This is a genomic window from Butyricimonas sp., assembly GCF_019423355.1.
In the GTDB taxonomy this organism is placed as follows: domain Bacteria; phylum Bacteroidota; class Bacteroidia; order Bacteroidales; family Marinifilaceae; genus Butyricimonas; species Butyricimonas faecihominis.
Genome location: NZ_JAHZBP010000011.1, coordinates 84,765 through 108,943 on the forward strand (window position 1 = coordinate 84,765; position 24,179 = coordinate 108,943).

The 24,179-nt window shown below is 44.0% G+C and carries 20 protein-coding genes; 13 read left to right on the forward strand and 7 right to left on the reverse strand.

Translation table 11 applies throughout. The features are described from left to right. Window positions 1–30 precede the first annotated feature (30 nt). On the forward strand, window positions 31–1,308 hold the full coding sequence (locus tag QVC79_RS14590) for a hemolysin family protein (protein WP_270593208.1): 1,278 nt from the start codon (window positions 31–33) through the stop codon (window positions 1,306–1,308). Between the two features lie 89 nt (window positions 1,309–1,397). Here the strand turns inward: QVC79_RS14590 and QVC79_RS14595 are convergent, their stop codons facing one another. Together QVC79_RS14595 and QVC79_RS14600 are read right to left on the reverse strand one after the other, a co-directional pair. Continuing rightward, window positions 1,398–1,784 (reverse strand): NifB/NifX family molybdenum-iron cluster-binding protein, encoded by a 387-nt coding sequence (locus tag QVC79_RS14595; protein WP_124316973.1) that lies wholly within the window; start codon window positions 1,782–1,784, stop codon window positions 1,398–1,400. A gap of 80 nt (window positions 1,785–1,864) precedes the next feature. Beyond that, window positions 1,865–2,767, reverse strand: a complete 903-nt coding sequence (locus QVC79_RS14600) for a bifunctional methionine sulfoxide reductase B/A protein (protein ID WP_270593207.1) — start codon at window positions 2,765–2,767, stop codon at window positions 1,865–1,867. Between the two features lie 128 nt (window positions 2,768–2,895). Here QVC79_RS14600 and QVC79_RS14605 point away from each other — a divergent pair, with 128 nt between their 5' ends. Further along, window positions 2,896–3,444 carry an HdeD family acid-resistance protein gene (locus QVC79_RS14605; RefSeq protein ID WP_118302081.1) on the forward strand — a complete coding sequence of 183 codons (549 nt, stop codon included), beginning with the start codon at window positions 2,896–2,898 and terminating at the stop codon, window positions 3,442–3,444. Window positions 3,445–3,564: 120 nt separating this feature from the next. On the opposite strand, the gene ispE is transcribed toward QVC79_RS14605, so the two are convergent. Further along, window positions 3,565–4,392, reverse strand: a complete 828-nt coding sequence (gene ispE / locus QVC79_RS14610; protein WP_270593206.1) for a 4-(cytidine 5'-diphospho)-2-C-methyl-D-erythritol kinase — start codon at window positions 4,390–4,392, stop codon at window positions 3,565–3,567. 316 nt (window positions 4,393–4,708) lie between these two features. On the opposite strand from ispE, the gene QVC79_RS14615 reads away from it, so the two are divergent. Then, window positions 4,709–5,410, forward strand: coding sequence for a phosphatase PAP2 family protein (locus QVC79_RS14615; protein WP_270593205.1), 702 nt, complete (start codon window positions 4,709–4,711; stop codon window positions 5,408–5,410). Between the two features lie 56 nt (window positions 5,411–5,466). Here the strand turns inward: QVC79_RS14615 and QVC79_RS14620 are convergent, their stop codons facing one another. Further along, a complete protein-coding gene (locus tag QVC79_RS14620) occupies window positions 5,467–6,540 on the reverse strand; it encodes an NAD(P)H-dependent flavin oxidoreductase (RefSeq protein WP_270593399.1) in 1,074 nt (357 codons plus the stop codon). A gap of 200 nt (window positions 6,541–6,740) precedes the next feature. Between QVC79_RS14620 and QVC79_RS14625 the strand changes: the two genes are divergently transcribed. Then, window positions 6,741–7,730, forward strand: coding sequence for a PCMD domain-containing protein (locus tag QVC79_RS14625; protein WP_270593204.1), 990 nt, complete (start codon window positions 6,741–6,743; stop codon window positions 7,728–7,730). A gap of 528 nt (window positions 7,731–8,258) precedes the next feature. Here QVC79_RS14625 and lgt read toward each other — a convergent pair. After that, window positions 8,259–9,086, reverse strand: a complete 828-nt coding sequence (gene lgt / locus QVC79_RS14630) for a prolipoprotein diacylglyceryl transferase (RefSeq protein WP_270593398.1) — start codon at window positions 9,084–9,086, stop codon at window positions 8,259–8,261. Between the two features lie 79 nt (window positions 9,087–9,165). On the opposite strand from lgt, the gene QVC79_RS14635 reads away from it, so the two are divergent. The 8 genes from QVC79_RS14635 to QVC79_RS14670 all read left to right on the forward strand — a co-directional run bounded on the left by QVC79_RS14635 (window position 9,166) and on the right by QVC79_RS14670 (window position 21,970). Continuing rightward, the gene (locus QVC79_RS14635) at window positions 9,166–9,723 is read left to right on the forward strand and encodes an RNA polymerase sigma factor (protein WP_183312865.1); all 558 of its coding nucleotides are present in this window, start codon (window positions 9,166–9,168) and stop codon (window positions 9,721–9,723) included. 97 nt (window positions 9,724–9,820) lie between these two features. Further along, window positions 9,821–10,963 (forward strand): FecR family protein, encoded by a 1,143-nt coding sequence (locus QVC79_RS14640; protein ID WP_270593203.1) that lies wholly within the window; start codon window positions 9,821–9,823, stop codon window positions 10,961–10,963. Between the two features lie 151 nt (window positions 10,964–11,114). Further along, window positions 11,115–14,549 (forward strand): TonB-dependent receptor, encoded by a 3,435-nt coding sequence (locus tag QVC79_RS14645; RefSeq protein WP_270593202.1) that lies wholly within the window; start codon window positions 11,115–11,117, stop codon window positions 14,547–14,549. 16 nt (window positions 14,550–14,565) lie between these two features. Next, a complete protein-coding gene (locus QVC79_RS14650; protein ID WP_270593201.1) occupies window positions 14,566–15,990 on the forward strand; it encodes a RagB/SusD family nutrient uptake outer membrane protein in 1,425 nt (474 codons plus the stop codon). A gap of 12 nt (window positions 15,991–16,002) precedes the next feature. Continuing rightward, window positions 16,003–17,154 carry a TlpA disulfide reductase family protein gene (locus QVC79_RS14655; RefSeq protein WP_124318188.1) on the forward strand — a complete coding sequence of 384 codons (1,152 nt, stop codon included), beginning with the start codon at window positions 16,003–16,005 and terminating at the stop codon, window positions 17,152–17,154. Beyond that, a complete protein-coding gene (locus tag QVC79_RS14660) occupies window positions 17,151–18,329 on the forward strand; it encodes a TlpA disulfide reductase family protein (protein ID WP_270593200.1) in 1,179 nt (392 codons plus the stop codon). Before QVC79_RS14655 ends, QVC79_RS14660 begins: the two co-directional genes overlap by 4 nt. A 238-nt stretch (window positions 18,330–18,567) precedes the next feature. Then, a complete protein-coding gene (locus QVC79_RS14665; RefSeq protein WP_270593199.1) occupies window positions 18,568–20,028 on the forward strand; it encodes an IS1182 family transposase in 1,461 nt (486 codons plus the stop codon). A gap of 442 nt (window positions 20,029–20,470) precedes the next feature. Then, window positions 20,471–21,970, forward strand: a complete 1,500-nt coding sequence (locus QVC79_RS14670; RefSeq protein ID WP_270593198.1) for an IMP dehydrogenase — start codon at window positions 20,471–20,473, stop codon at window positions 21,968–21,970. A 38-nt stretch (window positions 21,971–22,008) separates the two neighbouring features. Here the strand turns inward: QVC79_RS14670 and QVC79_RS14675 are convergent, their stop codons facing one another. Further along, a complete protein-coding gene (locus tag QVC79_RS14675; RefSeq protein WP_270593197.1) occupies window positions 22,009–22,851 on the reverse strand; it encodes an endonuclease VIII in 843 nt (280 codons plus the stop codon). Window positions 22,852–22,954: 103 nt separating this feature from the next. Between QVC79_RS14675 and QVC79_RS14680 the strand changes: the two genes are divergently transcribed. Then, on the forward strand, window positions 22,955–23,221 hold the full coding sequence (locus tag QVC79_RS14680) for a GNAT family N-acetyltransferase (RefSeq protein ID WP_270593196.1): 267 nt from the start codon (window positions 22,955–22,957) through the stop codon (window positions 23,219–23,221). Window positions 23,222–23,439: 218 nt separating this feature from the next. On the opposite strand, the gene QVC79_RS14685 is transcribed toward QVC79_RS14680, so the two are convergent. Next, window positions 23,440–24,177 (reverse strand): glycosyltransferase, encoded by a 738-nt coding sequence (locus QVC79_RS14685; protein ID WP_124317188.1) that lies wholly within the window; start codon window positions 24,175–24,177, stop codon window positions 23,440–23,442. Window positions 24,178–24,179: the final 2 nt, after the last annotated feature.

The window sequence follows — 24,179 nt, forward strand, 5'->3', positions numbered from 1 at the left end:
TCTAAAATCACCAAATCAAAAAATTAACACATGGAATTTCTAATCATCATAGGACTTATCATTTTAAACGGGGTACTCGCCATGTCTGAAATAGCGATGGTCTCTGCCCGTAAATCCCGTCTTGAAACAGAAGCCAAAAGCGGGAACAAATCCGCACAAAGAGCGTTAAAATTAGCGAATCAACCGGATCGATTCCTCTCGACCATACAGATCGGAATCACGTTAATCGGTATCCTTACCGGTCTTTATTCCGGGCAAGCCCTCGCTGGCGACTTGGCCATATGGGTGGAAAAAATAGAGGTGTTGCAACCTCATGCATTACTCATATCCAAAACGCTTATCGTGATCGTCGTGACTTATCTCACGCTGATTTTCGGAGAACTCGTACCTAAACGCATAGGAATGGTCGCCGCAGAAAGAATGGCAAAACTAATTGCCGCCCCGATGGATATTCTTTCCCGTATAGCCTCACCTTTCGTGTGGTTACTCTCTGCCAGCACGTCATTCATGATGAAACTATTGGGATTGAACAAATCGGGAGAGAACAAAATCACGGAAGAGGAAATTAAAGCAATCATCCAAGAAAGTACCGCCGAAGGAGAGATTCAAGAAGTGGAGCAAGACATCGTGGAACGGGTGTTTAACCTCGGCGACCGGGATCTCGGCTCCATCATGACACACCGGAGTGATCTCATCTGGCTGAACATACAAGATAGTAACGAAACTCTACGGGAAACGGTAAACGCACATCTTCACACAATTTACCCGGTGGCTGACACGAAATTGGACAATATCGTCGGTATCGTCTTTCTGAAAGACCTTTTCGGAAAAATGGATGCCCCGGATTTTGATCTAAAATCAATTGTACGCCCACCCCAGTATTTTCCGCAGAATCAAAGCGTGTATAACGCCATGGAACACTTGAAACAAGGACACACGAAATATGGGCTAGTCACGGACGAATTTGGAAGTATCGAAGGTATTGTTACATTACAGGATATTCTGAAAGCCTTGATCGGAGACCTACCGGAACTTGGAGAAGAGCCGGACATAGTGCAACGGGAAGATGGTACTTATCTCGTGGACGGCCAATGTCCCTTCTATGATTTCTTGGCCTATTTCGACCTAGAATGTCTTTACACGAACCATTACTACAACACGTTAAGCGGACTGATCCTGAAGATTTTGGAACATATTCCCCAAACCGGAGAAAAATTGAGATGGTATAACTTCGAGTTTGAAATCGTGGATATGGATGCCGCTCGAATTGACAAAGTTCTTGTCAAAATAAACAAAGAGACGGACTAAAAAGTCAATTTTAAATAACTACCCCCTCCAACACCCTCTGTATAAGGGGGTGTTGGAGGGGGTAGCTTGTAGATACTGGACAAGACTTTTTAGTCAACCTCTTTATGATGACTGCACTGATGTTCTCCACCCTCGTGATGATGGTGGCAACCGATGCCGGAATCCAAAATAAACCCTTTCAAATAACCTTCCGCTATTTTCCGGACATCCCCTTTACAACCACGGAAAACTTTAATCCCTTGGTCACTTAATACCTTTAAAGCCCCGTCACCCATGCTACCGGCAAGCATCACGGTAACCCCTTTTTCTTTCAACACGGAAGCAATGTTCGATTTACAACCGCATCCTTGTGGAGAAGGGAGTGTTTCAATATTCGTGATATTTTTATCGTCATCTACCGTGAACAGCGTGTAATACGCGCAATGTCCAAAATGATCATCAACAACGTTTTCTCTTGTTGGTACTGCAATTTTCATGATTCAATTCCTTTCTTTTATATAAATAAATTCTCTGTTATCCTTTGAAATATTTATCCAAACAAAGGTACATGATTTTTTCAAAATCGCCTCATATATCCATGACAATAAGGCAAAGTCCCTTTCCTAGTATAGTAATTCTGATGATAATCCTCTGCCACCCAAAATGTTGTAGTCGGAGCTAACCGGGTCACCACCGCATAGCCTTTCTCTTTTAACTCCTGTATCAGCTTTTCAGCCACGGCCTTCTGTTCCGGACTATTGTAGAAAATTTCCGAACGGTATTGCTCCCCGTAATCCGGACCTTGGTGATCTTGTTGCGTGGGATCATGTATCTCGAAAAACAACTTTGTCAATGTCTCGTAATCGGTCTTCGATGTATCAAACAACACTCGTACCGCCTCCACGTGTCCCGTGTTTCCCTCACATACTTCCTCGTAAGACGGGTCCTCTACTTTTCCTCCAATGTACCCGGACTCAACGGCAAGCACGCCGGGTGCCTTTTTCATGTAATACTCCACTCCCCAGAAACATCCTCCGGCAAAAATAGCCGTGTCTATTTTCAATTCTTCCGCAGGAATAAATTCCATCGAAATCGAATTCACACAATGACGGGTATTCTTTGGGGTAAGCCCCTCTCCCGTGAACACGTGTCCCAAGTGCGCTCCACAACGAGCGCAGACAATCTCCGTCCGTCTCCCATCTGCATCCGGTACTCGTTTCACCGCTCCCGGAATCTCATCATCAAAACTCGGCCACCCGCACCGGGAATCAAACTTATCCTCCGAACGGTAAAGCGGGTTCCCGCATTGTTTGCAAACGTATGTCCCCTTCGCCTTGAAATCATAATATTTACCCGTGAAAGGTCTCTCCGTCCCCTTATAAATAATCACTTGTTTTTCATCCGCTGTCAACTCTTTCTTTTGTGCCATAATCATGTAGTTTACTAAAAACAACATCAAGAATAATATAATTTTTCTCATCATCGCTCTTTTAATCTCTGAAACGTATTTCCCGGCATTTGGTTATTTATTTTTAATGACAATATAACAACTTTTTGAATGCATTTCACATATAAAGAAACAAACTAAACTTTAAAAATATCAGAAAAATGACTACAACAAGTGCAACAACATCTACCGGTCCCAAGGGGTTCAGATGGCTATACCTAATCCTAGGTATCGTGTTATTCGTTTTTGGTGTCGGCATCATCCGGCATCCGGTGGCATCTTATTTCGGATTGGCCATGTATTTCAGTATCGTTATCATTGTTATCGGAATCAGTGAAATCATGAATGCTTTTGCAGGCGGTAACTCCCGGCATTGGGGATGGGGACTGTTCATCGGGTTACTCGACCTAATTATCGGTTTTATCCTGTTAATCCACCCGATCATCACGGAAGACATACTTCCTTACATCGTCGGCTTTATCCTCATGTTCAAAAGCATTGATTACATTGCCGAATCATTACAGATGTCATCGCTAAAAATCAGAGGATGGGGATGGATATTCATAGCGGGAATCATCACCTTGTTCTTTTCCTTCATGATCGTCTTCTATCCCCTGTTCGGAATTTTCAATATCATCATCTGGACCGGCCTTAGTTTCATCTTCGCCGGCATCTCTTCATTTGTATACGCATTTGTGGGAAGAGGCTAACAAACTACCCCCTCTAACTCCCCCTGTGTAAGGGGGAGCCGGAGGGGGTAGTTGTTTTATATTTACAGTAAAGCTGCCGTTGACAAAGCATCCCACAAAGGTCTACGAACCTTATGGACTTTATAAACTCATTCCCTCACTTTGCCACACGAAATATTCCGAAAACGCCTTTTCTGCCTCCACGGGATGATGGAACAACCCGTAAACGGCTGATCCACTTCCGGTCATGGAAACATAAATCGCACCCAAATCCCGTAATTTATTCTTTATTTCTTCTATCTCCGGTACTTTAGGAATCACGGAATCTTCAAAATCATTCACGATCACTCCGCTCCATTGCTCTACCGGCAATTTTCCCAATTCTCGCAAGTCAAAAGAGGCCGCACGAGGCGTTATTCCCCGGTATGCCTCGGGAGTAGAAACTCCCCGATTCGGTTTCACGAGTACCATATGATAGTCCTTTAATGACAAATCTATCGTTTCCATCAACTCGCCTTTCCCAAAAGCAAACACGGGATGATTCAAAACGAAAAAAGGACAATCGCTTCCTACCCGGGCTGCATATCCCATTAATTGTTCCTCGTTCAACCCCAAGGAAAAAAGCTGATTCAACCCAACCAGCATAAAAGCCGCATCAGAGGAACCGCCACCCAGTCCGGCACCGTATGGTATGATCTTATGCAAATGCACATCTACCGAGGGTAAATCATACTCGGCAGCCAGAATAGCGTATGCCTTGCTCACCAAGTTCTTTTCCGGCGGGCAATCTATCAAAATTCCCGTGGAAGTAAAAACACAACGCCCTTGCTCACCCTTCACCTCCGTGATTTCCAGTATATCCCGAAGATCAATCGGATAAAAAACAGTTTCCAAGTTATGAAATCCATCCGATCTCTTCTCCGTGACGAACAACCCTATATTAATCTTTGCATTCGGAAATATTACCATAAACTCATCAAAATTTAAAGATCCGGCACCTGCCGATTTACTATTTGTAATTCATTCAATTCCACATTCAAACTCCCTCCCGGCTCTGCCATACTCCCTCTATAAATAGAGGGAGAGTTGAAATACTCCCAATCTTTGGCAAGAGCAAAAACTCCTCCTCTGTTTATAGAGGAGGTGGCAGCGAAGCTGACGGAGGAGTTTTACCATTTCGCAGAACAATTTTGCAAATATACCGAAAAATGATATATTTGCTCTCCAATAATCCCCTCAAATAGCGGCTGAACATTATTTATTTAAACTTATAGATTCAAATTCCATGTTAGAATCACTACAAGCACTAGATCGTACGGTATTTCTTGCCTTAAACGGAATGCACACCCCTTATTTGGATTCCTTCATGTACATATTCACGAGTAAACTCGTATGGATTCCTCTTTACGCGTCCATCCTGTACGTCTTGTATAAAAACATGAATATCCGTATGGTCATTTTCACTACTTTGATGTTCGCCTTGCTTATAGCATTGGCAGACCAAACATGTAGTTCCCTCCTGCGCCCTATATTCGAACGTCCTCGACCATCACGCAACCCGGATATTGCAGACATGGTACATTTAGTCAATGGAAAGCGAGGCGGAAAATTCGGATTCCCCTCCTGCCACGCGGCTAACACGTTCGCATTAGCTTGTTTCATGATGTTACTGTTCAAGAACAGAGCCTTAACTACATTCTTTATGCTATGGGCGATTGTAACTTGTTACACGAGGGTGTACGTGGGAGTACATTATCCCGGAGATCTACTTTTCGGAACAGTTGTCGGGTTTGCCGTGGGAGCCGTCACTTATGGAATATACCGTTTCTGTCTTCGGGTGGATAGCATTGCCAACGGGCTAAAATTTCATCTAGATCGTAAACTCGTGAAACACCCATCTCACATGCAACACACGTCAATCATTATTTACACGGGATTACTCACGATTGCCGCTTTCGCCGTGTATAGTATCTGGTGGAGAACGTGATAATTTTAGATTTAAAGATTTGGTGATCTCGATATGAAACCACCAAATCAGATCATCTATTTATTTATAGCACGATTAAACTCGTCCAATAAAGAACGGAAAGTCTCTTTCACTGAAACAATCTTCGTGGCCCGGAAAGCATTCGCCCCGGCAAAAGCGTAACCGTTATCCATGTTTCCCTTGAAAGCGTTGTACAGAGCCGCAATAATACAATAAGGACTCTTGCTTATATCACACGTTTTGATACACTTGCACATACACGTTTTAGGCTGTTTCTGTCCTTCCTTCACCTTTTGGATAAACTTACTAAATATCGCCCGTCCCGGCATTCCCACCGGACTCTTGATGATTTGTATATCCTCCTGTTTTGCCTCGATATAAGTCTGTTTGAAAATATCGGACGCATCACATTCTTCCGTGGTCACGAAACGAGTACCCATTTGTACCCCGGCTGCTCCCATATCCATAAAACGTTTAATATCTTCACCAGTGTAAATTCCACCAGCCACGATTACCGGAATACTCTTCCCGTAATGCGTTTCAATATCCTTCACCTCGTCGATCACTTCCGGTAAAATATGTTCCAGCGAAAAATGCTCGTCATTGATTTGCTCATCCTTGAAACCGAGGTGTCCCCCCGCTTTCGGTCCTTCCACGACAAACGCATCCGGCAGGTAATTATACAAATTATGCCACTTCTCGGCAATAACTCTCGCTGCACGCGCAGAAGAAACGATCGGAACCAACTTGGTCACGCTATCCTTTTGCAAGAAACTCGGCAAATTCAACGGTAACCCCGCACCGGAGAAAATAATATCCGCTTTCTCGGCTATCGCCGTCTTCACCATATCCGCAAAATTAGACATAGCCACCATAACATTCACGCCAATCACACCCTTCGTTTTCTCACGAGCTTTACGAAGTTCTTCCTTCAAACCCATGATACTAGCCTGAATATAATCTTTAGATAAATTCCGATATAACAAACCTAATCCTGCGCTGGAAATCACACCAACTCCCCCCTCATTTGCCACCGCGGACGCCAATCCTGAAAGTGATATACCAACACCCATACCACCTTGTACAATGGGAACTGAGATAGAGAGATTCCCAATGTTTAATTTTTTCATCATCATATATAAAAGTATTTAAGACAATCAAAGATACGCTTTATTTTTAACATTCTCATTTTCAAATCAAAAAATAAACACGTTAACAACATTATTTACATTATTCAACACGATTATTAACACTGGCATGTTTCTTGCATAAAACCTTAAAGTCATTTTATCGTAATAAAAGTATTCAAGACAGAAGAAAATCAATTGATATGAAACAATTTACACGTAATACAATAAAAACGCTATGCCTAGGAATTATTCTGGGAACAAGCGTTCTATCCATGGCACAAACAACAGAAAAAGAAAATGAAAAATTAATCCCATTCGGGGACTTCAATAGCTGGATGGTTCGAATCATTGACGAATCATTTGTCATTGGTGGTAACACGAAAACCCTCTACGAGATTGCCCCGGTGGACACGATTCGAGGAGACAAACCCTATATCAGTTCCACGGTTTCCCCGTGGAGAACTTCTAACGTCATGGCAAAAGTCAGTGGAGTCACAAAATGCAGTATTTCCGTTTTCCCGGAGAAAAGAGATGACGGCTATTGCGTACGTGTCGAAACGCTCATGGAAAAGTGTAAAGTACTGGGCATCGTGAACATCACCGTGCTTGTACCGGGTACAATTTATCTGGGACAGATGCACGAACCGATCAAGGACACGAAGAACCCGCAAAGTAAACTGAACGCCGGAATTCCTTTCACGGAAACCCCGAACGCAGTTGTATTTGACTACAAGATGGAGACCCCGGGAACAGATCACCGGATCAAAGCAACCGGTTTCAGCAAAATTGTTGACGTGGCGGGACGGGATTCCGCCGAAATATACGTGATCCTTCAAAAACGTTGGGAAGACAAGAATGGTAACGTGTATGCCAAACGGATCGGAACAGCCATAGAACGCCTTTCCGAAAACACTCCCGACTGGAAAAACGACCACAGGCTGAATATTCTTTACGGGGACCCGGCAAATCAGGCCGGTAGTAAATCCTATATGCAATTAATCCCCAAAGAACAATCTCTATACTGTATCAACAGTAAAGGTAAATCCGTACCCGTGGAAGAAGTAGGTTGGGGAGATACGGACGACAAACCCACCCATTTGTTCCTGCGTGTATCCTCTAGTTACGGGGAGGCTTACATTGGCACCGTGGGAAATAAACTTTGGGTAGATAACGTACGGTTAGCTTATTAAAAGCGGTGACCATTTGGAAATTAACTGGGGTTGTCCTAAAAGTCATTTTTCCAACTCCCTCCCGGCTTCGCCGTACTCCCTCTATAAACAGAGGGAGAGCTGAAATACTCCCTGTCTTCGAGAAGATTCACCAGCACCTCCTCTGTTTATAGAGGAGGTGGCACGAAGTGACGGAGGAGTTTTTGAAATAAAATGACTTTTAGGACAGCCCCTTGGAGGGGGTAGGCCATCATAGTAAGGTAACTTCAGTCGAGTTCAATCCTAAATTTTCACAAATTCATGTAAATTATTATTACTAAATTTCAATCATACACGAACCATATTGCGAGCCGCTCCCATTCCGCTCCCATTCCTCCCCTATTCCCATCCTATCACACTAATAAAAAATAGACATTTATTAGTATATAGAATGATTTGGCTACATTTATAATAACAGTATGATCATATAATAATAGCCATATCTAATAACAACTCCCAATAAACATTTCTTTCACAGGAACAAAACACGATTTACACACGTTACATGAATCACCGTGTCGTACTCTTTTTACACTTTAGCCCGCAAATCAATAGGAATATACCCAATAAGATAAACGGAATACTCAACACCTGTCCCACGTCCAAAGTCATTTGATCCTCGAAAGGGACTTGCCTTTCCTTGACAAATTCAATCAAAAAACGAGCCACGAAAACCCAGACAAGCGTATTCCCTAAAAGTACCCCCCTATAACACTTCAACCCGATTCGTCGGTAAAGCAACAAATTTATCCCGAAAGTAAAGAAATAGGCCAAGGCCTCATAAATTTGAGCCGGATGACGGGGTACCGAATCAATCTGTTCGAAAACAAAGGCCCATGGCACGTTGGTTTCGATTCCGATAATCTCGGAATTTGCTAAGTTTCCCAAACGAATACACCCCGCCGCTAAAGGTAAAACGAGAGCAATCGTGTCAAGTGTCCGTAACACGTTCTCACCTGTAATCCGGGAATAAATCACCATGGCAATCATCCACCCGACAAGCCCTCCATGACTGGCCATCCCCTGATAACCGGAAAAAATAACACTTCCATCCGACTTAACCTGTATCGGGAGCAAAATTTCCAATGGATGCGCAAAATAATACGCGTACTCGTAAATCAGGCAATGCCCCAGACGCGCCCCTAGAAACAAGCCGGCAATACTCAGCATCACGAGTATCTGGAGATGCTCCCACGGTATCCCGTTTTCCCGGTAAACACATTTCAGTATCGACACGGACGCCACGGTCCCCGCAATCAACAGCAAACTGTAATACATGACAGGGATTCCTCCTACCCAAAACGCGACGGGATCTATGTTCCATTCAATATAATTCATCAAGGACAAAAATACATTTTAAAATATGTTGATCCAATCAAAAATATCCTATATTTGTAAATGTATAACGTGTATGTGTATGAAAAAACATGACCAGCTCCTAGTAGAAGAATTAAAAAACGGAAAAGAGAAAACACTCAAAAGCTTTTACGAAGAGTATTTTGCCCTATTTGTTTCTTTCGCAAACAACTTGTTGCCTTCCGAAGAAGAATGTAAGGACGTGGTACATGATGTTTTTCTGAAATACTGGAATACCCGAAACGATTTCGATAATTTAATAGCCATTAGAGCTTTTTTCTACAAATCAATCCGTAACACGTGTCTAAACCTAATCCGTCATCAACAAGTACAAAATAAATATCTCGCGGAGAACCTTCAATACCTAGAAAGCGAGAGTTTCATACACGAAACGGTTGTAAAAGAAGAAATATTCCATGTCATTCATCAAGAAATCAGCCACCTCACGGAAATGGAGCAAAAAGTATTATTGCTCACGCTGGAGGAAAAATCAAACGAAGAAATCGCTCAAGAGCTGGGAATTGCCGTCTCTACCGTGAAGAGCCATAAGGCAAAAGGTTACGCAGTACTAAGGGAAAAACTACAATACTTAAAAATATTGTTACTTTTACTTTCCTAATTTTCAATAACATATCATTTTTCTTCAAAAAAAATCACTTTTTGTCTCCATCCAAACCTTAACGAGCGTGTTTCTTATATGAAAATAGGAGATAAAAATGAAGAGACAAATTGAAGAAACGATAAAACAGGCCCTTCGAATCGGGCTGTATCTCACGGGAAAGAACAAGAGTGAGGAGAATACAGAAAACTCGCTCCGGGAAGAAGACGAGAAAATCGTACGGGAAGTTTTATCCAAACAAAACATAGAAAACAAGCTGGAACAATATAATCGTTTAAATTCCAATATCGAAGAAAGTTGGAAACAATGGCAAGTAACCCGAAACCGTCATACACGAATCATTCGTTATCGGGAGATAGGCATAGCTGCCACGATAGCCCTATTGTTCGCCATCGGCTCTTACTGGTTCTATCCCGAAAATATCACCCCTGCCCCCGTTCACACGGCTCAAATTCAGGCTGGAAGTTTCAAAGCAACCTTGTACACCGGAGATAACAAGGTGATCGAACTCAAGGAAAATATGCAAGCCGTGTTAACTCAGGATTCATCCGTTGTGGTAGCTCATAACGAATTAAAACATTCCGCAGTTACCGGAGCCCCGACAATAAACACTCTGGTGGTTCCCAAGGGTGGAGAATTCTCTCTCGTACTGGCCGACGGTACGAAAATCTGGTTAAATGCTGATTCCCGTCTAAAATATCCAACTTCTTTCTCCGGTACCAACCGGGAGGTGGAACTGGAAGGAGAGGCTTATTTTGAGGTACAACACGACGATCAAATACCCTTCTTCGTGAAAACATCCCAGTCAACTATCCGGGTATACGGAACAACCTTCAACGTAAAAGCCTACCCGGATGACTCATTCCAAAAGACAACGCTCGAAACCGGTTCTATCGGTTTATTTGTTGATGACAAAGAATTCCGGTTAACCCCGAACGAACAAGCAATATTAAACCCCTCGAAGGACGTGGAGATTGTAAAAGTAAATGCACGCCAACAAAGCGTGTGGCGTCACGGACGTTTTCTCTTTGCCAACGAGAGACTGGAAGACATTATGGCTCAACTGGGACGTTGGTATGACGTGAATATTTTCTTTGTCGGAACCCGAGCAAGAGAATTACATTTTAGCGGGGAAATTGACAGATATGAAAAGATTGACAAAGTATTACGCATGATTGAATTAACGACAAATATATCATTCTCGATCAACGGGAAAACAATCACGATCACACCGGAATAAAATTCTAAAACAATAAAATAGCCGGAGAAGACTTCGACCCCTACTCCGGCAAAACTCAAACGAAGTTGAATTACTAAATGACAAAGTTATGAAAAAAAACAGAAACACTTGTCACTTAACGGGAAAAGTGTTGTCAAAAAGTTGCAGAATCATGAAGCTAACATTTATCATGATCATGGGATTCACCCTCGCATCATTTGCAGAGGGAAGAGCCCAAACGGGAAGGATTAATTTCAAAGCAGACCGGATTCCGGCAGAAATGGTGATCCAGCAGTTAAAAGCACTCACTCATTACCGTTTTCTTTACAATCACGAAGAAATCAGACAATTACCGGCAAAACAGATGGATTTGAAGGATGCCACGATCGAAGAAGTCCTGCAAGTCTTTCTTGCCGGGTCGAAACTGGCTTACACGATTGAAGACGACGTGATTATCATTTCACCGAAATTAAAAAGCCAAACGGCACAACAAGTGAAAGAAATCAAAATCACGGGAAAAGTTCGCGATGAACAGGGACAAGAACTACCCGGTGTGACGATCCAGATAAAAGGGACCGAACGCGGAACAGCAACCGCAGTGGACGGGACATACAGCCTTTCGGTTCCCACTAGCATCGGTGAAAACTTTATCCTAGTGTTCTCGTTTGTCGGGATGCAAACACAAGAGATTCCTTACACGGGCAAAGATACCATTAATATTGTCATGAAGGAAAATGTGAAAGTGGAGGACGAGGTGGTTGTGGTTGGATACGGAATAACCCGGGTAAAGGACTTCACGGGATCGGTATCTACAGTGAAAGTATCTGAGATAAAAGATGTCCCGTACATTAGCGTGGATGATGCCTTAGCCGGTAAGGCTTCCGGGGTATCCGTGGTCAAGGCGGACGGCTCTCCCGGTGGAGCAGTACGTATCCGTATTCGAGGTGGGGCGTCGTTGCTGGGAACGAATGACCCGCTATACGTGATAGACGGGATTCCGATGGTCGTGTCAAATAATTATATCACAGAATCTGATATTGTTAACCCGATAGAATCTAATAATTACGGGGAAGACTTCAATAACAGTGTTCAAGGTGCTTTTTTACGGGGATTAAATAATTTATCCGGATTAAACATCGCGGATATTGAAAGTATCGACATCCTGAAAGATGCATCCGCAACGGCAATTTACGGGTCGAAAGCCGCTAATGGAGTGGTTATTATCACGACTAAAAAAGGACGCAAAGAAAGTAAGCCACAATTAAACCTGAATTATTACATCGGGATTTCCACTCCGAACAAAGAAAAAGTTCTGAACGCAGAACAATATAAATCGACACTAAAGGAAGCTGCCCAGACGTACCTCGATGCCCGTGAAAAAGCAGGAGAACCTTTGACCGGAAGTGACGTGGAACAAGCGCAAGCTATTTTGAACAACCCGGATTATTTCGGTGACACGGATACAGATTGGCTGGATCTCGTGCTACGCACGGGGGTTACCCAAAATCTGGATCTTTCGGTTGCCGGTGGGGGTGTCAATTCCCGTTACTACACGTCGCTATCTTACACCGGACAAGAGGGAACCTTAATTAAAACCGATTTCCAACGGATATCCGGTAAGATCAGTCTTGACAGTGATATTTCCAAGTATTTCAGGTTAAACACCAATCTGAATTTCGGGTACACGAAATCCAACATTACTAACGGTGTCTACGGACAGGCCTTATACGCACCTCCAACATTTGCCCCATACAACGAAGATGGTACATACGCTATACTTGAATTAGGATACAATTATCAAGGTTACCAGAACCCTTTGGCAGTAGCTTCCTGCACGAACCAAGCAAAGACATACACTTTCATGGGATCCGTTGCCGGGGAGATAAGTATCCTGAAAGATTTGAAATTCAAAAGTACGGTTTCAATCAATTATAGCAGTTACAACCAGCTAAGCTATACTCCAAGTTACGTGGATATAGGTAATTACATGGGAAAAACAAGTTCTGAAAACGGAACCGGATCTCAATCCCATTCGACAACACTGGATATATTTTTCGAAAATACATTGACATGGGACAAAGAAATAAACGAGAACCATCGTTTCAATTTATTGGTAGGTACTTCATGGGAAGAACACCGAAGCGATTTCTTTTCAGCCGCGGGCAAGGGTTATCCGGATGACAAGCAATTAAACAACCTGAGTTCTGCAGCTCACGCATCCAAAGTACAGGGAGCTACCCCGGAGAGCCAAAATTCGTTATTATCATTTTATGCCAGAGCAAACTACGTTTGGAAGGATCGCTACCTATTCACATTCACGGGACGCGCAGATGCATCTTCCAAATTTGCCCCGGATAACCAGTATGGATTTTTCCCCTCGGGAGCTATTGCATGGAGAATATCGGAAGAGAACTTTCTGAAAAGAGCGGAGTGGATTGATGAAATAAAAATTCGTGCAAGCATGGGAAAAACCGGAACACAGAGTATTGGAGACCACATGTGGCGCACGCTCTACACACCGGTATCGTATGGTGACAAAAACGCATTAATCCCCTCGCAACTCGGAAATAGTAGCATTAAATGGGAATCCACCGTACAAAAAGATCTCGGGATTGACTTCTCTTTCGCACAAGGACGTTTGGGCGGAACATTCGGGTATTACCACAAGGTAACTGATGGCGCATTATTAAATATGACCCCGGCCCCAAGTAGCTCGTACTCGACTGTTGTATTCAATATTGCCAAAATTCGAAATCAAGGGGTGGAATTTGATATTCATGGAGATTTCATTCGTAAAAAGCATTTCCGCTGGACGGGAGCGCTGAATATCTCCCGGAATATATCTAAAGTATTGGATATAAACGGAGGTCCCTTCTCCGACCCCAACAACCGTGATGCATTGAATTTGGGAACCAGCGTGGTAAAAGAAGGCGAACCCCTAGGACTACTTTATGGACGGGTAGCTACAGGCATCATAAAAACAGAAGAACAACTGGCTGCCGCCAAGGAGGCATTTCCCTACTACACGAGTTTCGATCCCTATCTAGACTTGGGAGACATCGCTTTCGAATATGAAGATGGCTACTGGAAAGAAGACGTGATCGGACGTTCGACCCCGGATTTCTTCGGTGGTTACACGAACACCTTCACGTGGAAACAATTCACTCTAACCGCACTATTTACATTCTCGTATGGTAACGATTTAATATACCAAAAAGACGTGAGCGATTCAGGCATGTCAAGTTTAGCCAACCGGGGTACACGAGTATTAAACCATTACAGCGAAACGAACACCTCCTCCAATCGCCCGAGAAGTATGTGGGCAGCCACATATATGCTAACAAGTTTAAACGTGTATGATGCTTCTTATTTAAAATTGAAAACACTCACGTTAAACTACAATCTTCCCGCAAGCATCTGTCAAAAAGTCAAGATCAAATCCGCTTCCATATATGGAACGGCAACCAATGTGTTCACACTTACCTCTTATCCCGGACCAGATCCCGAAGTAAGCGATGACCCGGGAAGCGTGATCGGGGGAGGACGGGATGCCAGCACCTACCCTACCGCAAAATCATACACGTTTGGCATAAGAATAGGTTTTTAAACAAATAAATTGAATTATGAAACAGACCTTTATATATATATTCATGTTCTTGAGTATCATATCCCAGACAAGTTGCGAAGATCAACTCAACGCCTTACCGACTCAATCGAAAGTAGAGGGAAACGTGATTGTCGATCAAGCCAGTGCCGAAATAGCATTAAATGGCGTGTACTACCGATTTGCCTCGGGAGGAGAATCTCAGGACGAACCAGCCATTTTATGGGCAATTTATCACGAACTAACTTCTCCCATACTTACAGGATACTTCACGTATGCATTCGGAGGTTCTCCCCTTGAAGAAACATTTTATCCAACAGATAATAATATTTTAAATACATGGTCGAATGCTTACTCCTTAATTAATGCAGCCAACGGGGTAATCGAACAGATGGAAGCATTATCCTCCACGTTATTCACGGGAAACCGCAAGGCAGAAATCATTGCCGAGGCAAAATTAATGCGAGCATACGGACACTACAATTTGCTGCGTTATTTCTGCCGTTTTGATGACACGGAGAGTGAATACGGGGCTCTGATCCGTGATGAATTTGTCACGACAAATAATATCGCAAAAAGCAGGAGTGACGTGAAGTCCACATACACGTTCATACTGGAAGACCTCGAAGAAGCCATTAAAAACGCCCCGCTAGAAAACAAGAATATTTACGGGAATCAATGGATTGCCAAAGCCATGAAAGCAAGAGTATTGATTTTACGGGGTGAAGGTACAGATTATGCAGATGTGGTCACGATCACAACCGATATCATTGATAACGGTCCCTACGAATTGGAAGAACATGTTGAAGATATATTCAACACGAAAGGTCTAACGAGCAAAGAGGTCATGTTAGGGATTCAACCCTTAGCAAACCAAACAGCCAGATATGGTACTTACTGGCAGGAATATAATTCTATGGCCATGTACACAGCGATGCCGAGTTTCATGTCTCTGATCGAGAATGATCCCCGAAAAGATTGGATGCTCATAGCACAAAAGCGTTATAATGACCCGACACTAACGGACTACGGTATTGTAAAAGGAATATCGGGAAACAAAAAAGAAGAATCTATTGCCATACGTTTGACTGAAATGTACTTACTAAAGGCAGAAGCGATCGTCCTTTCCGGGGGAAAACTGGAGGATGCAAAAAATCTATTAAAAACAGTCTCGGGCCATGCGGGAATAACTGATTTTTCCGTCATAGATGCCATCACGAACCGGGATGAACTACGTTTGGAAATTTATAAAGAAACCGTCAAAAATTTAATATTTGAAGACGGGATAGAGTGGACCGCCATGACACGATTACCGTTAGAGGAAATCTTGAAGATCAAACCCGCCATAAAGGAATATAATTACACGATACTCCCCATCCCGGCAACAGAATTCGAGAAAAATCCCACTATTGGAAATCAGAATCCCGGATACAGCAAAATTTAAAACATTATTTATATGAAAAAATCAATCGTATTCTTCGCCGCACTTGTATTAAGCACAACAATACTCCTTGGGCAAAATACTAAATTCACGCTCAACGGAAAAATAGAAGGCATGACTTCCGGTAGCCTCTATTTCGGACACACGGATAACAACGGGCAATACCTGAAAAAGACAATTCCAGTGGAAAACGGTAAATTTAAACTAGAAGGAAATATTTCCGAACCCACGCAAGTGTTGTTGTGTTTAGATTCAACTATCCAGCTCATGGACGATCCGAATCTAGCCGATTTCTGGATCGAAGCCACCACCATGCACATGGAAGTAACTGTCGGGGCATTTAAAGAGTTTAAACTTACCGGTTCGAAAACAAATGACGAAGAGCAAGAATTAAGACGCCTCCAAGCTCCTATACGAAAAGAAATGCAACCGCTTCTGGATGCTTACCGGGCAGAAAAAGATCACGAGAAAGCCGCCGTTATCCGTGAACAATTCGAACCTTATAACGACCGAATGAACAGGATCACAGATGAATTCATCCGAACCCATCCCGACTCTTATCTAGCCCCCTATCTCATGCGCTTCCGGTTGATGTCGTTGCCTGCCGATGAAGTTGAAAACGCCTATAACCAATGGACGGAACGGGTAAAAAACAGTAGTTCGGGCAAGGAAATAGCAGGGGAGATAGTTAAATTAAAAAAAGGTTCTCCGGGAAGTGTTGCCACCCCGTTCAACCGGAAAGATGTCAACAACGAAACATTCAACCTCTCCGAGTTAAAAGGTAAAAAATATGTTCTTCTGGATTTCTGGGCCAGCTGGTGTGTCCCTTGCCGTAAAGGTAATCCACACTTAAAGACATTATACGAAAAATACGCAAGTATGGGATTCGAAATCGTGTGTATCGCGTCTGACGATGACACCCCAGAAAAGTGGAAAAAAGCTATTGAAGAAGACGGGATCGGGCATTTTCGCCACATTTTAAGTGGCCTGAAAAGCACGGCTAACGGCTACGACACCTCCGAGGACATCGGAGAATGGTATGGTATCCACTCACTACCCACGAAAATTCTAATTGATAAAAACGGCACCATCATTGGACGTTACGGGGGAGGAGGCGAACCGCAAGAGAATTTGGATCAAAAATTAATAGAAATATTCGAAAAATGAAAAAAATGACAATTATCGGATTAATCGGGTTAACAATTTTAGCCTGTCAATCCAACAAGGATGGTTACACTATCAAGGGAAATATTGAAGGTGCTGGAAACGGAACCGCAATCATGACAATTCCCGTCGGGAGAGAAGAAGTCACAACCGGGGACACGGTAAAAATGAAGGACGGGAACTTTACCTTCACGGGAAAACTGGAAGAACCCACCATGATCGTGATTCAAATTTGCCCAGATAAGGAAAAAACGGCATCCTTTAGCTTTATCGGGGAAAATAACCCGATCACTCTCGCTGGAAAATGGGCAGATGTTATCGACCAATACGGGTATCGGGGTATACCGAATGTTGATGTGACAGGTTCATTAAACGAAAAAATATACCAAGAAATCAGTAACGTTCGGGAAAAGTTGATGCAAGAACCCCGCTTTAAGAAATACGCAGAAGTACAAACTAAATTGAATGAACTCCATAATGGTGAGGATAAAGAAGCCTTCTACAAGTATCAAGCAGAAACCGAGGCGATAACCAAAGAATTCAGCAATGAGGTGCGGAAGCAACAAAAAGAATTGATCCTGAAAAATGACACGATAGAAGCAGTAGCATACTATTTAAATTTCCTTCAGAATGACATGGAGTTAGCAGAATTGGAACAAGTATTCAAGGCCTTATCTCCTAAAGTACAAAACAGCTCATTCGCTAAAGATGTTAGAGAGGAAATTGCAGCAAGAATTCGGGTGCAACCGGGAATGCCGGCCCCGGACTTCACGCTGGAAACACCCGATGGGGCAAAATTATCTCTATCAGATTTGCGAGGGAAATACGTGATTCTGGATTTCTGGGCTTCTTGGTGTCGTCCTTGCAGAGCCTCTTTCCCTGAAATGAAAAAACTATACGCAGAATACCATAAAAAAGGGGTTGAAATACTCGGAATCACGAATGATAGCCGGAAAGCCGACTGGCTTAAAGCGTTGGAAGAAGACAACCTCCCGTGGTTACAAGTCATCGATGAATATCCGATACGCAATACACCTGCCAAAGTAGCCACGCTCTACGCTATCCCTTACCTTCCCACGTTGATGCTGATCGACCCGGATGGAAAAATCGTCGGGAAAGCAAAAGACAAGCACGAGCTGAAAACGTGGCTGGACGAACGGTTAGCAAACAAGAAATAAGAGATCTTTATTTCTTGTTGATTATTCTAAATCAGAAAGTAAATAGTTCTATATTATTTATTGGGGCTGTCCCAAAAGTCATTTTATATCAAAAAACTCCTCCGTCACTTCGTGCCACCTCCTCTATAAACGAGGCCACTGAAAAAGTCCCCCAGAAGGGGACTTTTTTCAAAATATTCATTTTTTACTTTTAACTTTTTTCAAATAGGTTTATCTTCGAGGTCTAAAACAATGCATGATGTTACCACGCCAAACCTCTCTTTCTTTCAGCGTTTATTCCGACTTGTATGATAAACTGATCCCCCGGGATAACAAGCTTCGCCAGCTCAACGACCTGGTGGACTTCACTTTTGTTTACGATGAATTGTCCACGAGATACTGCCAGACGAATGGTCGCGTGGCTATAGACCCCGTCCGGGTCTTCAAGTACCTTCTTTTGAAAGTGATCTTTGACCTCTCGGATGTTGACGTTGTAGATCGTTCGCGTTACGATCTTTCTTTCAAGTATTTCCTGGGTTTAGCCCCCGAGGATGACGTTCTCGACGCCAGCACGTTGACCCGTTTCCGTCGTCAGCGTCTGAAAGACATGAACTTGCTGGATCTCCTGGTGAGTAAAACGGTAAGTCTTGCCCGCGCCCGCGGTGTTCTAGAAGGGAAGGCGATAATCCTCGATGCCACCCACACGCTTTCCCGTTATAACCTGTACTCGGCCAGGGTCGCCTTGCAAGGTCGTCTCCGTCACCTTCAATCCTCGATCCGGCAGGCCCCTCTCCCGGCCGGGGAAATTAACGATATTCTCTCGACGGTTTCCCCCGGGGAAACACTGGAGCAAACCCGGGCGGCTTGCACGAGCTTGGTAAAACGGGTTCGTTCCCACGGGGGAGTGTCTTCCCTTCCGCTGGTGAACGAGCGAGTCAACCTTCTGGAGGAAACCCTTGAAGACGTCAAGGATTCCGTCTCGTTTTCCGTTGACAAGGAGGCCCGGGTCGGGCACAAGGCGGTGAACAAGTCCTTTTTCGGTTACAAGACACACGTTGCCATGACGAGCAGCGGGATCATCACGGCGGCCCTGGTAACCACGGGGGAGAAGGCGGACGGGCAATACCTGGAACCGCTCGTGGAGCGAAGCGTGGAGAACGGGATGGAGGTGGACACTGTAATCGGTGACATGGCTTACTCGGGCCGGGATAATATCATTTACGCTACCGGGCATGACGTTCAACTGGTATCGAGATTGAACCCGGTGCTAGACGGAGTACGCGGGAAAACGGGATTCGTTTATAACAAGGACGCGGCGATGATGGTTTGCCCCGCGAGGCACCTGGCATACAAGGAACGCTACCAGAAGCCGAAAGGTAACAAGAACGCCCGCCGGGTGTACTTTTTTGACGTGAAGCGATGCAAGGAGTGTCCCCTTCGCGAGGGATGTTACAAGGAAGGGGCAAGCAAGAAAACGTTCTCGGTGATGATAAAATCTGACGAGCATGTCGAGCAAAAGAAATTTCAAGAAACGGGTGTTTTTCGAGCGAATGCCAGGTTACGTCCCCGCGTGGAGGCTAAATTCGCGCAGCTCAAGAACGTGTTCGGGTATGACAGGACCGTGTCATGTGGCCTTGATTGCATGTCCATGCAAGGAGCGATAACCATATTCGCTGCCAACACGCTGAAAATATTAACGTTAAGTAAAAACGTGTTGTAAAAACCGGGCATAACCCGTGAAACAGGCAAATTATCTCCTCTAAATCGAATTTGGCGACTAAAAAATTGAATCAACAGGTTTTCCTGGAGTGATGGAGAATACCATCATCGTTTTACCGGGAGTGTTTTTCAAAAGAAAAAAGTCTTTCAAAAAAAAAGAAAGACTTTTTCAGTGGCCTCATAAACAGAGGAGGAGCTGGTGACTCTTCCCAAAGACAGGAAGTATTTCAGCTCTCCCTCTGTTTATAGAGGGAGTACCCCGAAGGGGGGAGGGAGTTAAAAATGACTTTTGGGACAGCCCCTTTTTTATATCACTTTTTAAACTATCTTGAAAAATTGTATGAAATTCATCGCAACAAAAAATAAGGCTCTACACCCTGTATATTCCGAGAATTTGACTATCTTTGCCCAATTTTTAATCAAACCGCATAAAGATAAATTCTATGGCAATCTATTTGGACGATGTATCAAGAACTTTCGGAGAATATCTGCTTATTCCCGGTCTGACCACGAAACAGTGTATCCCAACCAACGTTTCATTGAAAACACCCTTGGTGAAGTATAAAAAAGGCGAGAAATCAGCCATTGAACTGAACATCCCGTTTGTTTCAGCGATTATGCAGTCCGTTTCCGATTCTGGATTGGCAATTGCACTTGCCCGGAACGGGGGATTGTCATTTATCTTCGGTTCGCAACCTATCGAATCACAGGCAGAAATGGTTCGCAAGGTAAAGAAATTCAAAGCCGGGTTCGTTACCAGTGACTCCAACATCACCCCGGAAGCCACTTTGGCAGACGTGCTTGCTTTGGTGAAACGCACGGGACATACCACGATGGGGGTTACCCATGACGGAACCCCGAACGGCAAATTATTGGGTATAGTAACCAGCCGGGATTATCGGGGAGAAAAAGACCCGAAAGACAGAAAGGTGAAAGAATTCATGACTCCCTTCTCCAAATTAACCGTCGGAGAAATCGGGATGACCCTGAGCGAGGCAAACCAAATCATCTGGGATCATAAACTAAACACCTTACCGATCATCGATAAAGATCAAAACCTTGCTTACTTCGTGTTCCGCAAGGACTACGATAGCCACAAAGATAACCCGAATGAATTATTAAACACCACGGACAAGAAATTACTGGTAGGTGCCGGGATTAATTCCCGTGATTACAAAGAACGTGTTCCCGCATTAGTAGAAGCCGGGGTGGACGTTTTATGTATCGATTCATCCGACGGTTTCTCCGAATGGCAAAAAGAAACATTACAATGGATTAAACAAGAATACAACGGCAAAGTACTCGTTGGTGCCGGAAACGTGGTAGATCAGGCCGGATTCCGTTATCTGGTGGAAGCCGGGGCTGACTTTATCAAAGTGGGCATCGGTGGAGGTTCCATCTGTATCACCCGCGAGCAGAAAGGTATCGGCCGCGGACAGGCAACAGCCGTGATTGACGTGGCCAAAGCCCGTGACAAATACTTCGAGGATACCGGTATCTACGTTCCGATTTGTAGTGATGGCGGTCTCGTACATGACTACCACATGGTGTTGGCTCTTGCCATGGGTGCCGATTTCTTGATGATGGGACGTTATTTCGCCCGATTCGACGAATCCCCCACCAAAAAACTAATGGTGAATAACTCCTACGTGAAAGAGTACTGGGGAGAAGGTTCTAACCGCGCCCACAACTGGCAACGTTATGATATGGGCGGCAGTGAATCCCTCAAATTCGAGGAAGGTGTGGATAGTTACGTTCCATACGCCGGAAAATTAAAAGACAATTTGGACGTGACCATCGGTAAAATCCGCTCCACGATGTGTAGCTGCGGAGCAACATCCATCTTTGAATTACAAAAGAATGCTAAAATCACCATGGTTTCTTCAACCAGTATCGTGGAAGGCGGTGCCCACGACGTGATATTAAAAGATCACAACAGATAATATCGAAAATCCCGGATTAAACTCCGGGATTTTTTATTCTATCTTTCTTCTTGCTGACAAGTGTTGCAATAGTAAATACTACCCCCCAAATAATTCTCTTTTAATATATAATCCCCGCAGTACACGCAATGGCTCCCCACTGTATCTTTAGACAAGTAAGGAACGTAACCCCCTTTTTGATCAAACAAATCCTTCTCGGAACAACGTCCTCCCAGTCGGTATATCTCCCGCAAAACCTTCTTCACACACCCGAAAAGCTCTTCCCTTTTCGCCCGCGAAAGAACCGCAATCTTCGTCTTCGGATGTACCCGAGCCAGATACAGAATATCTTGCAACACGCCATTTCCCAAACCGGGAATCATCTGATCAGTGGCAAGAAACGCCTTGGCACTCTTTTTCTGTACCCCTTCGTCATTAATCAGGGACATGAAATACGCCTTGTCAAAAGCATCCGACAATACCTGCGGTTTATTTTTTGCCCCTTCATAATATGACATCAAACTACCCTCGAAAGAATCCCCCACGAAACACCACACAGCGCCGTACATCCTCACGGAAACGATTATGCAACTCTGATCTTCAAACCCGATCAGTAACTGGTGCTTGTTCGGTAACTTCGCCTCGGGTTCGTAATAACGGAGGTTTACCCCGTCGCTAAACACCACCTTGGCATCCCCCACGTTTATTTGCACCATTCCCCCGTAAGCACAAGCCCCGTCCACCATTTTACCGAGTAACATCCCCGGGTATTTTTCCGGATCCCCGTTGAAAAAGGTAAACTTATGCGGGGTGTAGCAAGGTATAACATCCGTCACGACCTTTCCTTTGATAACCCCGTTCAACTGTTCCGACAAACAAAGCGCTTCAGGTGCTTCTATCATAATTCCATCATTTAAATTTATACTCTTTCTTCCTCAAATATAATCGAAAAAATGACACAAAACATTTTATTGCTTATCTTCGTTACATCAAAAAACAAAAACTATGAATTACAAAGTGACACATTACCCTACCCGGCAACGTTTCGAAATCGAGCTGGAAAACATGACAGCTTATGCTAAATACAGGTTAACGGACAATAGTCTCGACATCATTCACACGTTCGTTCCCCCGGCTTTAGAAGGGAGAGGAATCGCTAGCGCACTCACGGAAACCGCTTATGACTATGCGAAAGCCAATCACCTCAAACCGGAAGGCACTTGCTCGTACGCGGCCGTGTGGTTGAAACGACATCCGGAATATTTACAATAGAAACATTATTCAAGGCTACTGGCAGACACACTCTCCGGTGTTCTGCCTGTGACTCGGGCGTAATCCCACCATTCATCGACACGAACACTGGAACAAGTTACCACTCCCGCTCGAAGACTTATCGGTAACTTATCGGTAACTTACTAACGAGGCAGCGACGCGAGTACATGGTAACTTATCCGGAATATTAAGTTTAGAATAACCCGGAACACGCTCCCTTATTCACTCCCCATGTATCGACAATAAATATTAAACAATTCCTTGGGCATCTTCAACAAATGCTTGAACTTGATACGGCTATCCCCCTTCTCCACCCATGTATTCAAGGGAACTTCATGAATAATCCGGTCATAATCAGCGTGTTTTTCCCGGATTCGTAAGATTAGTTCCACGTCGAAGAGCCAACCGGAACGAAATTCCTCGCTAAATCCAACAGGTATCAACTCACTTTTCAAAAGCTTGGCCCCGCATTGGGAATCATACACGGGAAGTTGGTATAACATCGAAACTAACGTGGCAAACCCCCGCCCCAAATAGTGGCGATACGCTTTCCTTTGCACGTTAGCCCCCAAGCGTTTCAAACGGGCCCCCATCGTCATGCATACTCCCGGTTTCCGGTCCATCACCTCTGCCAACAAATACAAATCCTCCAATGGCGTGGCCAGATCGGCATCCAAGTACCCCACGATCTTGTAACGATTCAAGGAACTGACATACAACATCCCACTCCTGACGGCCTCCGCCTTTCCCCGGTTATCCGCATTGTCAACCAGCAAGAAACGCCCCGGTTCCAACTCCACGGCCCGCCGTAAAACCTCGGAAGTATTATCCTGACTACCATCGTTCACGAAACAAAAATCAAAACGTTCTTCTCTACCCACGAATTCCCGGAAGACCTCCAACTCCAAACGTTGCGCCTCGTTATAACACGGGATGATGACACATATCTTTTCCATTT

Bases quoted from the DNA above. Each gene is read 5' to 3' on its own strand.
- QVC79_RS14590 (WP_270593208.1), top strand. From the start codon at position 31: ATGGAATTTCTAATCATCATAGGACTTATCATTTTAAACGGGGTACTC.
- QVC79_RS14595 (WP_124316973.1), bottom strand. From the start codon at position 1,784: ATGAAAATTGCAGTACCAACAAGAGAAAACGTTGTTGATGATCATTTT.
- QVC79_RS14600 (WP_270593207.1), bottom strand. From the start codon at position 2,767: ATGAGAAAAATTATATTATTCTTGATGTTGTTTTTAGTAAACTACATG.
- QVC79_RS14605 (WP_118302081.1), top strand. From the start codon at position 2,896: ATGACTACAACAAGTGCAACAACATCTACCGGTCCCAAGGGGTTCAGA.
- ispE (WP_270593206.1), bottom strand. From the start codon at position 4,392: ATGGTAATATTTCCGAATGCAAAGATTAATATAGGGTTGTTCGTCACG.
- QVC79_RS14615 (WP_270593205.1), top strand. From the start codon at position 4,709: ATGTTAGAATCACTACAAGCACTAGATCGTACGGTATTTCTTGCCTTA.
- QVC79_RS14620 (WP_270593399.1), bottom strand. From the start codon at position 6,540: ATGAAAAAATTAAACATTGGGAATCTCTCTATCTCAGTTCCCATTGTA.
- QVC79_RS14625 (WP_270593204.1), top strand. From the start codon at position 6,741: ATGAAACAATTTACACGTAATACAATAAAAACGCTATGCCTAGGAATT.
- lgt (WP_270593398.1), bottom strand. From the start codon at position 9,086: ATGAATTATATTGAATGGAACATAGATCCCGTCGCGTTTTGGGTAGGA.
- QVC79_RS14635 (WP_183312865.1), top strand. From the start codon at position 9,166: ATGAAAAAACATGACCAGCTCCTAGTAGAAGAATTAAAAAACGGAAAA.
- QVC79_RS14640 (WP_270593203.1), top strand. From the start codon at position 9,821: ATGAAGAGACAAATTGAAGAAACGATAAAACAGGCCCTTCGAATCGGG.
- QVC79_RS14645 (WP_270593202.1), top strand. From the start codon at position 11,115: ATGAAGCTAACATTTATCATGATCATGGGATTCACCCTCGCATCATTT.
- QVC79_RS14650 (WP_270593201.1), top strand. From the start codon at position 14,566: ATGAAACAGACCTTTATATATATATTCATGTTCTTGAGTATCATATCC.
- QVC79_RS14655 (WP_124318188.1), top strand. From the start codon at position 16,003: ATGAAAAAATCAATCGTATTCTTCGCCGCACTTGTATTAAGCACAACA.
- QVC79_RS14660 (WP_270593200.1), top strand. From the start codon at position 17,151: ATGAAAAAAATGACAATTATCGGATTAATCGGGTTAACAATTTTAGCC.
- QVC79_RS14665 (WP_270593199.1), top strand. From the start codon at position 18,568: ATGTTACCACGCCAAACCTCTCTTTCTTTCAGCGTTTATTCCGACTTG.
- QVC79_RS14670 (WP_270593198.1), top strand. From the start codon at position 20,471: ATGGCAATCTATTTGGACGATGTATCAAGAACTTTCGGAGAATATCTG.
- QVC79_RS14675 (WP_270593197.1), bottom strand. From the start codon at position 22,851: ATGATAGAAGCACCTGAAGCGCTTTGTTTGTCGGAACAGTTGAACGGG.
- QVC79_RS14680 (WP_270593196.1), top strand. From the start codon at position 22,955: ATGAATTACAAAGTGACACATTACCCTACCCGGCAACGTTTCGAAATC.
- QVC79_RS14685 (WP_124317188.1), bottom strand. From the start codon at position 24,177: ATGGAAAAGATATGTGTCATCATCCCGTGTTATAACGAGGCGCAACGT.